7 protein-coding genes are annotated in these 13,151 nt (G+C 64.4%); 6 read left to right on the top strand and 1 reads right to left on the bottom strand.

The annotated features are described in order from the left end of the window. Positions 1-81: 81 nt before the first annotated feature. The 5 genes from Q8R61_RS14425 (at position 82) to Q8R61_RS14405 (ending at position 7,571) form a co-directional block, all read left to right on the top strand. On the top strand, positions 82-480 hold the full coding sequence (locus Q8R61_RS14425) for an RNA-binding S4 domain-containing protein (RefSeq protein WP_305538488.1): 399 nt from the start codon (positions 82-84) through the stop codon (positions 478-480). Between the two features lie 78 nt (positions 481-558). Then, positions 559-4,341 (top strand): YhdP family protein, encoded by a 3,783-nt coding sequence (locus Q8R61_RS14420; protein WP_305538486.1) that lies wholly within the window; start codon positions 559-561, stop codon positions 4,339-4,341. A gap of 16 nt (positions 4,342-4,357) precedes the next feature. Next, a complete protein-coding gene (locus Q8R61_RS14415; protein ID WP_305538484.1) occupies positions 4,358-5,305 on the top strand; it encodes a carbon-nitrogen hydrolase family protein in 948 nt (315 codons plus the stop codon). Positions 5,306-5,318: 13 nt separating this feature from the next. After that, on the top strand, positions 5,319-6,791 hold the full coding sequence (gene tldD / locus Q8R61_RS14410; protein WP_305538482.1) for a metalloprotease TldD: 1,473 nt from the start codon (positions 5,319-5,321) through the stop codon (positions 6,789-6,791). 90 nt (positions 6,792-6,881) lie between these two features. Further along, complete coding sequence (locus tag Q8R61_RS14405; protein ID WP_305538480.1) at positions 6,882-7,571, top strand: helix-hairpin-helix domain-containing protein; 690 nt, start codon at positions 6,882-6,884, stop codon at positions 7,569-7,571. 427 nt (positions 7,572-7,998) lie between these two features. Here the strand turns inward: Q8R61_RS14405 and Q8R61_RS14400 are convergent, their stop codons facing one another. Then, a complete protein-coding gene (locus Q8R61_RS14400; RefSeq protein ID WP_305538620.1) occupies positions 7,999-11,757 on the bottom strand; it encodes a DUF1631 family protein in 3,759 nt (1,252 codons plus the stop codon). 299 nt (positions 11,758-12,056) lie between these two features. On the opposite strand from Q8R61_RS14400, the gene Q8R61_RS14395 reads away from it, so the two are divergent. Next, positions 12,057-13,130, top strand: coding sequence for a 3-deoxy-7-phosphoheptulonate synthase (locus tag Q8R61_RS14395; protein WP_305538478.1), 1,074 nt, complete (start codon positions 12,057-12,059; stop codon positions 13,128-13,130). Positions 13,131-13,151 lie beyond the last annotated feature (21 nt).

Raw genomic sequence — 13,151 nt, 5'->3', positions numbered from 1 at the left:
TGATTTGTGCATGCTGCTGCTCGCCCGGACGCGGGCGTTTTCCGATGTATGTTTGCCCACCGATGCAGGGCGGGATGACCGATGCCGGCTGAACACACTGCGCTTGCCGTCATGCGAATCGACAAGTGGCTGTGGGCCGCGCGCTTTTACAAGACGCGCAGTCTCGCCACCCAGGCCATCGAGCAGGGGCGCGTCAAGTTGAACGGCGCGCGCACCAAACCTGCGCGCGAAGTGAAACCTGGCGACCGACTTGAAGTCCAACTCGGCGAAACCGGCTGGACGCTGACGGTGCGCGCGCTGTCGATGCAGCGCGGCCCGGCGCCGGTGGCGCAGACGCTATACGAGGAAGACCCCGCCAGCATCGCGCGCCGCCAGCAGCGGGCTCAGGATCGCGCATTGACGGCCAGTCCGGCGGCGGCGATCAAGGGCCGTCCGACCAAGCGCGACCGGCGGCTGATCCACCGCTTCACCGAAGAATGAAACGCTTCCCCGCAAGGCCGGCTGCTGCCGCGAAGTGCGGGCAGCGCATAGAATCGTGTTTTCCCTGAGCATTTATTGATGACAGCACTCCCCGCGTTTTCCCCAAGCCTGCGCCGTGCAACGCGCTGGCTGGCGGTGCTTGTCGCACTGGGGGCGGTGGGTTTTTCCATCGCGGCGGCGCTGATGTATTTCTGGGTGTTGCCCAACATTGCTGACCACCGCGATACGGTGGCGAAGCTGATGTCGCGCGCGCTGGGCCAGCGGGTGACGCTGGAGGCGGTGTCGGGCGTGTGGCAGCAGGCGCGCCCCGAGTTTCGGCTGCAGGGCGTGCGTCTGCATGATGCGCAGGGACGCGCAGCGCTGTACTTGCCGGATCTGAACGCAAGATTTGCCTGGCGCTCGCTGCTGTTTCTTGAGCCGCGCTTTAACCGCATCGAACTGCAGGGGCTTGCCATCGGCGTGCGGCGCGCGCCCGACGGGCATCTCTATGTCGGTGGCATTCCGGTCAACCCGGCCGACCCCGACAGCGGTTTTGTCAGTTGGCTGCTGCGGCAGGGGCAGGTGCAGGTCAGCAGTGCCACGCTTACCTGGCGCGACGAGCGGGTCGATGCGCCGCCGCTGATCCTGAGCGCGGTCGATTTCACGCTGGACAACACACGCGCCACCCACCACATGACGATGCGCGCCGTGCCGCCGGTCAGCCTGGCGCGACCGCTGACGGCCGAGGCGAGACTGACCAGCCACGATGTCAAGGATCCCGCCACCTGGGCCGGGACCGTCCACCTCGCCGTGGCCGGCGTAGCGTTTCCGGCGCTGAAGAACTGGCTGGATTTGCCTCATCAGCCGCAACGCGGGTCGGGCGCGCTCAGGGTGCAGTTCGACGTGGCCGCTGGAAAGCTGGCTGCAGCGAACGTCGGATTCGAACTGCGATCGATCGAAACCGTGCTGGGCGAGGGCCTGCCCCCGCTGCGGCTGGCGCAGGCGCGCGGCAACGCACGCTGGACCCGCGACGCGGACGGGCAGCGGGTGACATTCGAAAACCTGCGTCTGGCACCGCCAGGTGCCGTACTCGGCAAACCCTTCAATGCCGGCCTGTACTGGGACGCGCGTGCGCATGAAATCACCGCGCAGGCATTCCGGCTGGGCGACTGGCAGGCGATGCTGCCGAACCTGCCGATGGATGCGGCATTGCGGACGCGACTGCAGGCCATGCAGCCGCAGGGCCGCGTCGACACCTTGCGGCTGCGCTGGGCCGGTGCGCAGCCGGGGCTCGACAACTTCGAGGTGGCGGCCCACGTCAGCGGGGTGGGGATCGCGGCCACCGAGGGCCTGCCTGGCCTTGCCCATCTGAGCGGGCGCATCGAAGGCGATGCGCGCGCCGGCGTATTTGAGGTCGACGCCGGTCGGCTTGGCCTGAGCCTGCCCGAATGGTTCCGTGAACCGTCGTTTGCGTTCGACCGGCTGCAGGCGCGCGGCAGCTGGAAAAAATCGAAGCGCGGCCACCGGCTGACGCTGGATGCGCTGGATTTTTCCAATGCCGATATGACGGCCGCCATCAAGGGCCACTACGAACTGATCGCGGGCCACCCCGGCGTTGCCGATCTGGAGGCGCGACTGAGCCATATCGACGGCACGGCTGCACACCACTATTTTCCGCGCGTGATCGGCGACGACACGTTCAACTGGGTCAAGCGGGGTGTGGTCGCGGGGCACACCGATGCGGCACGGATGACGCTCAAGGGCGATCTGGCGATGTTTCCGTTCGAGCAGGGCGAGGGCGTGTTTCGCTTCGAGGCGCCGATCAAGGGTGCGGTGATCGACTACATCGCGGGCTGGCCGCGCATCGAGGATATCGAGGCGAACCTGCTGTTCCAGGGCAAGGAAATGGAACTGACGGCGACCCGGGCGCGCATTTACGGTGTGGCACTGGCGCCGGTGAAGGCGTCGATCCCCGATCTGCTGCATCACGAGGAAGAGCTGCATATCGAGGGCCAGGCCAACGGACCCATCCAGGATTTCATCCGCTTTGCCAATGCCAGCCCGGTGGGCGCGCGCCTGCGCGGCTTTACCGACACCCTCGACGGTACCGGTCCGATGCGGCTTTCGCTCAAGCTGCATGTGCCGCTGCGCCACAGCCACGACACCACGCTGCAGGGACGCTTGTCCTTTCTCGGCAATACCCTGTTCCCGCCCAGCCTGTCGCGGCTTGATCGGGCGCGCGGCGACATCGATTTCACCGGAGACGGCGTGACGGCACGTAATCTTGTGGCCCAGTTCCTTGGCGGCCCACTGCGTGTCGATGCCGTCACCCGCAACGGCGATGTGCAGATTCTGGCGCAGGGCCGCGCCACGGCGGCCGGCATGACGCCGTGGATCGGTCCGGCCTGGGGCAAACACCTGAGCGGGGAGACGAACTGGCGGGGACGCATCGACCTGCTGGCATCCGGTGCGCGCCTGCGCGTCGAATCGGATCTGGCCGGGCTGGGCTCCAGCCTGCCTGCGCCGCTGGCCAAGACGGCCGCGCAGCCGATGCCGCTGCGCGTGGTGCGCGAGGCCGATGGCGACCGGCAGCGGGTCGAGGTGCAGCTGGATCAGGCTGTCAGCGCAGTCTGGCGCAGCAATGCGGCGGGCGATTTCGAACGCGGCGAGATTCGCTTCGGCGCACCGGCGACGCTGCCGACCGAGCCGGGCCTGCGCCTAGCCGGCAGCGGTCGTGCACTCGACGTGTCGGGCTGGCTGGCGCTGCTGCCGGAGGATAACGAGGCGCGGACCGGCTTGACGCTGACTTCCATCGATCTGGGATTTGAAACACTCGACCTGCTGGAACGGCGCTATCAGGATGTGCGCGTGCAGGGTCGCAGCCGCAACGGAATTTTGCGTACCCAGCTGACCGGGCAGGGCATCGACGGCATGCTGACCCATCGCCCCGCCGGAGAGCAGGCCGGCCGGATATCGGCGCAATTCAGGTTGCTGACGATACCGGAACGGGCGCAGGCAGACGACGTGGCGGGAGGCCATATCAACCTGCTTGCCGAGAATTTTCCGCGCATGGACTTGACGGTCGAGGACTTCCGCCTGCAGGCGCGCCCGATGGGGCGGCTGGAAGCGGTGGCGCATGGTGCGCCGCAGGGCCTGGTGATCGATAGCCTGCACTTGACACACCCCGACAGCGTGTTCCGCATGAGCGGCCTGTGGCGCGCCGGGGCGCAGAGCGAAACCCGTGCCGAGCTGAACCTGAGCGTGGAGGATGCGGGGCGGTTTCTAGCCCGCTTCGATTACCCCGACGCGGTGCGGCGCGGCAGGGTGGAAATTCAGGGCAACGCCACCTGGGTGGGCTCGCCGGCAGACTTCGCGTTTGACACCCTGGCGGGGCAGCTCGATTTCAAGGCGCAGGGCGGGCAGTTTCTCAAGGTCAATCCCGGTGCCGGCAAGCTGCTTGGTGTGTTGAGCCTGCAATCGCTGCCGCGCCGGCTCAACTTCGATTTCCGTGATATCTTCAATCAAGGCTATGCCTTCGACGACATCAACGCCACGCTGCGTATTGCGCGCGGGGTGGTTTACAGCGATGACTTCCGGATGCGGGGGCCGGCTGCCAAGGTCAACATGTCCGGACTGGCCGACCTCAATCAGGAATCCGTGCAGTTGCGGGTGAAAGTGATTCCCAAGCTGTCCGAAGGCCTGGCGGTGGCCGGTGCCCTGATCGGTGGGCCGCTCGCCGGGGTGGGCGCGCTGGCTGCGCAGAAGCTGTTGCGCGATCCGTTCGAGGAGGCGATCAGCCGGGAATATATGGTGACGGGGCCATGGCAGACGCCTGACGTCAAGAAATTAACCAAACCCGACACGCCGGTGTCGGAGCCGTAAGCGTGGAATCAGTGACATGACGACGAAAAAACCAGCCAAGCCCAGCGTGACGCGTAGCAAAGGTGCGCAGGTGAAAAAGCCCGCTGTTCAGGCCGGTGCAATCCGCGTGGCAGCGATCCAGATGGCTTCCGGACCCAATGTGCCGGCCAACCTGGCCGAGACCGAACGGCTGATCGAGCTGGCTGTCGAGGAAGGTGCGCGCCTGATCGTGCTACCGGAATTCTTCTGCATCATGGCGATCAAAGACAGCTATGTAGTGAAGGCGCGCGAGGCCGAAGGTCACGGCCCGATCCAGACCTTCCTGTCGCGCATGGCGAAAAAACACAAGATCTGGCTGGTCGGCGGCTCGGTGCCGCTGGAGGCCAGCGTCGCGAACAAGGTGCGCAACAGCTGCCTGGTGTACGACGAACGCGGCAAGCAGGTGGCGCGCTACGACAAGATTCACCTGTTCGGCCTCGACCTCGGCAATGAGCGTTACCAGGAAGCCAAGCTGATCGAGCCGGGCGACCAGGTCGTCGTCGTCAACAGCCCGTTCGGCCGCATTGGCCTGTCGATCTGCTACGACCTGCGTTTCCCCGAGTTGTATCGCGCGATGCCCGACGTCGACATCATCGTGGTGCCGTCGGCGTTTACCGCCACCACCGGGCGCGCGCATTTCGAAACGCTGATCCGCGCGCGCGCGATCGAAAACCTCGCCTACGTGATTGCGCCGGCGCAGGGCGGCTACCATCTGTCGGGCCGCGAAACCCACGGCGACAGCATGATCGTCGACCCCTGGGGCGTGGTGCTCGACCGCCTGCCGCGCGGGTCCGGCGTCGTCATCGCCAACATCAACTCGGCCTACCAGGCCAGTCTCAGGAAGAGCCTGCCCGCGCTGCAGCACCGCTTCATCACATGCCAGCAGATCGAGGTCGAAGTGGTCGAGCGCCGCGCGGTGGCCAAGCGCGAGCCCTCCGCCAAATAAACCAGGACACACCATGAATCCCAGCGACGCTTTCGTTCCCCTCCAGACCGCCGAACAGCTGTTCCAGTCCGCCGAGTCCACCCTGCTGACGCCGAACGGGCTCGACGCCGACAAGCTGGCACCCGTCTTCGGCCGCCTGCTCACGCATGACGTCGACTACGCCGACCTGTATTTTCAGTACAGCCGTTCCGAAGGCTGGAGCCTGGAAGAAGGCCAGGTCAAATCGGGCAGCTTCAACATCGACCAGGGCGTCGGCGTGCGCGCGATCTCAGGCGAGAAAACCGCCTTCGCCTATTCCGACGACATCAGCCTCGATGCGCTCGGCGCTGCGGCTGACGCCACCCGTGCGATTGCGCGCGCCGGCCAGAACCGCAGCGTTGGCATGGTGAAGCGCGGCGAAGGCCGCCTGCTCTACAACGCGGTCGACCCGCTGGCGAGCCTGGACGACCCGGCCAAGGTCGCGCTGCTGGAGCGGCTGGAGAAAAAAGCGCGCGCGATGGACCCGCGCGTGAAACAGGTGATGGCCAGCCTCGCCTCCGAATACGAAGTGATCTTCATCGCGCGTTCCGACGGCCACCTCGCCGCCGACGTGCGTCCGCTGGTGCGGCTGTCGCTGCAGGTCATCGCCGAGCAGGACGGTCGCCGTGAGCAGGGTTCCGGCGGCGGTGGCGGTCGCTTCGACTACAGCTATTTCACCGATGACATCCTGGAAAAATACGCGCGCCAGGCCGTGCACCAGGCCATGGTCAACCTCGACGCGCGTCCCGCGCCCGCCGGCACCATGACGGTCGTCCTCGGCTCCGGCTGGCCCGGCATCCTGCTGCACGAAGCGATCGGCCACGGCCTCGAAGGCGACTTCAACCGCAAGGGCAGCTCGGCGTTTTCCGGCCGCATCGGTGAACGCGTTGCTGCGCCGGGCGTCACGGTCGTCGACGACGGCACCATCCCGCTGCGCCGCGGTTCGCTCAACGTCGACGACGAAGGCAACCCCACCCAGCGCACTGTGCTGATCGAAGACGGCATCCTCACCGGCTACATGCAGGACATGATGAACGCGCGCCTGATGGGCATGCCGATCACCGGCAACGCCCGCCGCGAATCCTTCGCCCACCTCACCATGCCGCGCATGACCAACACGCTGATGCTGAATGGCGACAAGGACCCGCACGAAATCATCGCCTCGGTGAAGAACGGCCTCTACGCCGTCAACTTCGGCGGCGGCCAGGTCGACATCACCAGCGGCAAGTTCGTTTTTTCCGCCGCCGAGGCCTACATGATCGAAGACGGCAAGATCACCTACCCGGTCAAAGGCGCCACCCTGATCGGCAACGGCCCCGAAGTGCTGACCCGCGTCTCGATGATCGGCAACGACATGGAAATGGATTCCGGCGTGGGGACCTGCGGCAAGGAAGGGCAAAGCGTGCCGGTCGGCGTGGGACAGCCGACGTTGCGGATTGATGGGTTGACGGTGGGCGGGACGGCGTAAGCCGGCTTATTGAAAATACGGCGCAATACCCTTCGATTATTGTGCCCTACACGAGCTGACCGGTTTGATTCGGAAACGCCATATTTACAAATGAACAACATAAGCCAAAGCCCCACCATTCTCGTTGCCATACTCTCGACAACCTTGCTGATGGCAAGCTGTTCCAAGACACAAGACTCCCAAGCCTATCAGGCAGCATGTCATGGAGAACCGCTGCGAACGCTGGAGCAGCGGAATCAGGCAATGGAAGACGGCTATTTAATAAACGAACAATTTCGTTGCATAGACAAGGCGTCTTATATGGCGGGCAATGAGCAAGAAGCCAAATGGAGAGCCGCCAACACTCCCGAGGCGATCGCCAAGAGAATGCGGGACCTTGCCAAGCAGCGGGAGATCGATATGCAGCAAAGGGCGCTTGAAGCTGAGGAGCGAGCGCGCCAGGATGCGACCGAAGAAAGCAGGCTTGCAGAAGCCATGCAGAACATCGTGATACGTGATGTAGACATCAATACTGCAACAGCGGACGAGATTGCAGATGTGATAAGTGTGGGCCATGAGGCTGCGACAAAAATCATAGAAGAGCGGAACAAACGTCGTTTTAGGGACTGGGCTGATTTGGTTTATAGAGTCAATCATTTTGGCTCCGCAAAGAATGCCCTATTCGCCTCCACCTGTGGCTTGAACGTGGACGGGAAGAGTTTGGAAGGTGCTCCGCCGGATGCAAGAATGGCTGCCAATATCTATGCCACACTAGAAATGCAGAAGAAGCGAAGATACTAGCCCGCGTAGGGCGCAATAACCGAAGGGTATTGCGCCGGATGTGCGTCCACACAAACGCCCAAGCCGTCCAGTCATCACCGCCCTGGTTTTGACTTTCTTCCCCCTTACAGCCCCGCCGAAAATTGAGCCTGCCGGGCGGATCAGCGGCGAAGGTGTTTGAGCCCCGCCCACAAAAAACCAAATCAAAAACAGCAAGGTGGGGCGAGTTCTTCGTCGCCCGTCCGGCAGGCTCGGTTTTCGGGAATTCGGGGATGTCGGGGTCGCCTTTTCTTTGGTTACTTTCTTTTGGCGAGACAAAAGAAAGTGACTAGCCGCCGGGCTACCCCCGGCCAACGGTCAGTAGCACAGCGATGGATCAACCACTGGTGTGCTTCGCGCTCAACTCAACTGGATTGCTTCGCGGCGCTCGCAATGACAGGACCAAGCCTCAGGCCAGCGTGTCCAGCGGCTTCGGTTCCCCAATAAAATACCCCTGCACACAATCCACCTCCATCTCCTCCAGTTTCGCCAGCGTCTCCGCATCCTCGACAAACCCCGCCACCGTCCTGATCCCGAGGAAGCTCCCCGTCTCCATGATGGAGCGCACCAGTGCCTCGTCGATCATGCTGGTGGTGATTTCCCGCACCAGGGCGCGATCGATCTTCAGGTGGTCGAGCTTCATGCTCTTCAGGCTGGTGTAGGAACTGCTGCCTACGCCAAAATCGTCGAGGGTGAAGCGGCAGCCGTGGCGCTGCAGCTGGCGCATGAACATCTGGGTCTGGGCGTGGCCTTCGACGGCGTCGGCTTCGCTGATTTCGAAAATCAGCTTGTCGCCGGGGATGTCGCCGTGTGACAGCTCGGACAACAGAAACTTCAGGAACAGCGGGTTGATGACGGACTGGCCTGACAGATTGATCGAGAGCCCCCCGATCCGGGCAAGGCTGTCGGTGTGGTCGCGCATCCACTGCAGCACGTGCCGGACGACCCAGCGGTCGATTTCGGTGATGCGCTGCAGCCGCTCGGCCACGTCGATCAGGTCGCGCGTGGGGAAGGTGTGCTCGGCCTGGGTGACTGGGTGCAGCAGCACTTCGTAATACAGCGGGCTGTTCGCGACCGACACGTCTGTGTGCACTTCGGTGGCCTGCTGGACGTCGGCGGTGGCCACCACCGGCTGGCAGTCGAGACTGAGCTGGTTGTTGGCGAGGATGGAAGTCAGTTCGTGCGCCCATTGCGCCAGTGCCATCACGCCGCTGTCGTCTGTCTGGCTGCCATATTCAACCACCGCATTGCCCGATTCGCGCGCGCGGGCGCAGGCTGCGTTGGCGTTGTCGTAATAGGTTTCGGGACTGAGCCAGTCGCTTGCCCACATCAGGCCGGCCACTGCATGGATGCGGTAGCGGACGCCGTTGATTTCCTGCAGCTGCGCGGCGATGACGCTGACCAGCGATGCGGCCTGGGCCTGGGCGGCAGCACTGTCGGCGGCCGCGACCCAGAATGCCAGACCGGATTCGCCGGCGCGCGCGAGCAGCGCGCCGGGTGGCAGGTGTGCAGGCAACATCTGGGCGAGATCGCGCAGGATGGGAATGCGGATGTCGCTTCCAGCCGCATCGCCCGCAGGGGTGCTGATGTCGAGCTGGACGACACCGATGGCGCAGCCACTGTCGCGTGACGGGCTCCTCAGCCAGTCGCGACGGATGGAGCGGAAGAAATGCTTGCGGTTGGCGAGCCCAGTGGCGGGGTCGTGGGTGGCCTGCCACACCAGATCGCGCTGCATCTTCTGGATCATTGCACTGTAGGAACGGTCCATCAGCGGCAGTTCCAGGTCTTCGGTCCAGCGTGCTTCGCCGGACTCCAGCGATCGCAGCAGATCCTGGCGCTTGATGTCGAGCTTCTTGATGCCGCGGTAGTTGGCGAACACGTACACCGGCAGCTCGTCGCCGATCCACACCAGATTGAGCGGTGTGTCGAACGAGTTGAACAGCAGCCAGTCGCCAACCCGCAGGCGCCCGGCCAGCATGTCCTGTGCCTCGCTCAGGGGCTCGCTGGCGGCGTCGTTGAGGCGGGCGGCGATCGGGCTGTGCTGTTGCTGTGCGCTGTCCGTATCGAACAGCGCACTGGCAAGCTGGTCGACGATGCGGTCCTGCGCAAACTTGTCGGCGCAGACCTGGGTCAGCGCCTGGTCGATGCGTTGCAGCAGCGCCTGGACAGCGGCCGCGCTGGGGGGGGTGGCCCGTTCCGGGTCCAGCCAGGTGCACAGCTGGTGCAGGAACTGCCAGGCTTCGCGTGCTTCGTTGCTGTCGGCGCCATGGCGCATTTCGGCGATCAGCAGCACGTTGCGCCAGCCGCCGTTCAACAGTTCGATCACGGCGTTGGGCACCATGCGTTCGCCCATGCGCGCCAGCAGTTCGCGCAGGATGCGCTGCTTGACCCCGTCGGCGTGCTGGCGGCCTTCGCACATGGCCTGCAGGCGGGATACGCGCGCGGTGCGCTCGTTCAGGATGGGCTTCAGCACGCGCTCGAGCTGGGTGCGGGCTTCTTCGAACACGCCCGGGTTCTTGTCGGCCTCGGAATTGATGCGGTCGGTCCAGCGGCTCATCAGGCGCATCAGGCGTTGATCAGTGATCTTGCCGTCGTCTCCCGCGGCCATGCTGATGCGGTCGAGCGTGTTCAGCACCTTGTGCGCCGGATGGGAGGGCGAGCTGAGAAATTGCGGGTCGGACATCGCCAGTTTGATCAGGCTGGTTTCCAGCTGCTGAAAGAAGGGCCGCATGCCCTCGCTGACCGATTTCTCGGCGTGCATGGTGTCGAACAGCGCACCGAACATGTCGACCGAACGTTGCATTTCCTGGGTGACCGTGGCCGGCAGTGCGCCCGCAGACGCCAGACGCTGCAGCACCGGCGAGGGTGCGATACCGGGCATGCCGACCCGCGTCGGCTGAGGACTCGCGTTGGCGACGGCGCCCTGGGCGGCATGGCCGGACGCCATGGTGGCCGGGGCGCCGGCGGGTGCGGCAGCGGGCGCACCAGTGGGCGCGGATGCCGCTGCGGGCTGGCCACGGAAGAAATCCATCAGCGAGCCGGTCAGGCGACTCAGCGCGCCTTGCGATGGGGGGGCGGCATGCTCCGCAGTTTCAGTCTGTGGCGGGACATGCAGCGGCTGCGGCTGCGACTGCGACTGCGACTGCGACTGCGGCGTGGCGATGGCTTTCTGCTGCTCGACTTCGGCCTGCGAAACGGGCAGCAGTGCCAGCAGTTCGGCATAGAGCGCGGCAAGCGGCTCGGCCAGGACCTCGCGCAGCGTGGTGTAGGCCACCTGGCGTGCGCGCGCCAGTAAGGGCAGATCCTGCAGCGCGATGCGATAGGCATGGCCGATGACGGCGGGGCCAAAGGGGTTGCTGTTGCTATCGCAGGCAAAGCCGAACACCTGGCCAATGCGGGGTTCGATATCGGCAAGCTGCTCGCGGAACTGCTCTTCCAGCTTGTTGGCCTCGGACGAGGTGGCAAGCCAGTCCTCGAAATCAAGCTCGTCGACCAGTGCCAGCGCGCCATCGAGGGTGTCGCGGGTGGCCTGGGTCTGCACCGGACTCGCCTGCTTCAGCGCATCCAGCACCTGCTGAACGAAGCGGGTTTGCACGCTTGCCGCGTGGGTGCTGAACTCGTTGACAGCACCCAGCAAGCCGCTGTGTTCTGAAATGCCGGTGGCATGCAGGGCGGCAGCGCTCAGCTTTTCGCCCAGCATGCGCATCAATTGGTCATGAACCTGGAACAGGGTTTCGCTCAGCAGGGTGGTGCAGGCTTCACGTAGATGCGGGTTTGCATCGGTTGTGGGCAGGAGGGAAAAACGTCGCCGGTGTTCGGCCATGCGCAGCTTTTGCAGCGCACGCAAGGCGTCCGTCGGCTGCTGGGTGAATGCGACACCGATGCCGAGCGGGCTCAGGCGTTTGAGTTGCGCCGGAATACGGAAGCCCTGGCTACCGACCGGGGTCACGACGATCTCGACCACGGCATCGGTACGCTGGGCCAGCGACGCGATCGCGGTTTCCGGATTGGAAAATTTGAGGAACAGGCCGCCCTGGCAAAAATCGCGGATTCCACAGGCAATTTCCGCGTGTCCGGGCTGCGAGATCATGGCCGCCTGCGAAACCTGAAAACGCCTGTCGCGACGCATTTCCCGAGTGGGGTGTTGAGTGTCGGACACCTTGGCCATTGTTTCCACGCTGTTTCTCCTTATGTTTGCCTCGCCGGTCCTGGAACGAGGCGGTGGCGTGCCCGGATCGGGGTGCCCCGGCCGGCACAAAGCGCTTGGCGGGGTCTGGTCTAATTTGATAGACTGCCATGCATGATCCATGCCGGGAAGTTCTTTTTTAGCCGCTTTTATCCCACGCCACAGGCGGTCGGGAGGCGCTGAGACGAACAGCCGGCCTTGACGAAACCGCCAGCCCGCTGGCGGTTTTTTCGTTTAGGACGCCGCCGCCGCAATGCAACGCACATTTACGGAGCCAGAACATGTCTACCCGAACCGACGACACCCGCATCGAGCAAAGCGGCGAACTGCTCGCACCGATGCAGATCATGCGCGAGCTGCGTGCCAGCGAGGCCGTGCACGCGCATGTGGCGCATGCGCGCAGCGCGATCCACGACGTGCTGCGCGGGGCGGATGATCGCCTGTTCATCATCGTCGGACCGTGTTCCATTCATGACCCGGATGCTGCGCTGGATTATGCCCGCAAGTTGAAACCGCTGGCTGACGAACTCGCGCACGAGCTCATTATCGTGATGCGGGTGTATTTCGAGAAGCCGCGCACCACCGTGGGCTGGAAAGGCCTGATCAACGACCCGCATCTGAACGAGAGCTACGACATCAACGAGGGCCTGCGGCTGGCACGCAAGTTATTGCTGGAGATCAGTGAAATCGGTCTGCCATGCGCGACCGAGTTCCTCGACCTGGTGTCGCCGCAGTACATAGCCGACCTGGTGAGCTGGGGTGCAATCGGCGCGCGCACCACCGAGTCGCAGTCGCACCGCCAGCTGGCGTCCGGCCTGTCGTGCCCGGTGGGGTTCAAGAACGGTACCGATGGCAGCCTGCGGATCGCCGTGGATGCGATCAAGGCGGCAGCGGGGCGCCACCATTTCATCTCCATCACCAAGTCGGGCCACGTCGGCGTGTTCAGCACCACGGGCAACGAGGACACCCATGTGATCCTGCGCGGCGGCAAGACGCCCAACTACGACGCCGCGAGCGTCAATCTGGCGTGCGGCGAACTGGCCGCTGCCGGCCTGCGCCAGCAGTTGATGATCGATTTTTCGCACGCCAATTCGAGCAAGCAGCACCAGCGCCAGATCGATGTGGGCGCCGAGGTGGCCGCCCAGGTGGCCGGCGGCGACATGCGCATCATCGGCGCCATGGTCGAGAGCCATCTCAATGCCGGGCGCCAGGATCTGGTGCCGGGCCAGCCGCTGGAATACGCCAAGTCAATCACCGACGCCTGCATCGGCTGGGACGACACCGTGCCGCTGCTGCGCATGCTGGCCGACGCCGTGAAAAAACGCCGGCTGACCGCGCCGGCGGATGAGGAATAACCCGCATCCGGGGTAAAATAC

The organism is Thiobacillus sp. (assembly GCF_030696885.1).
In the GTDB taxonomy this organism is placed as follows: Bacteria; Pseudomonadota; Gammaproteobacteria; order Burkholderiales; family Thiobacillaceae; genus Thiobacillus.
Note: the sequence above shows the minus strand (reverse complement) of the source record. Positions and strands in the feature narration are given on the sequence as shown.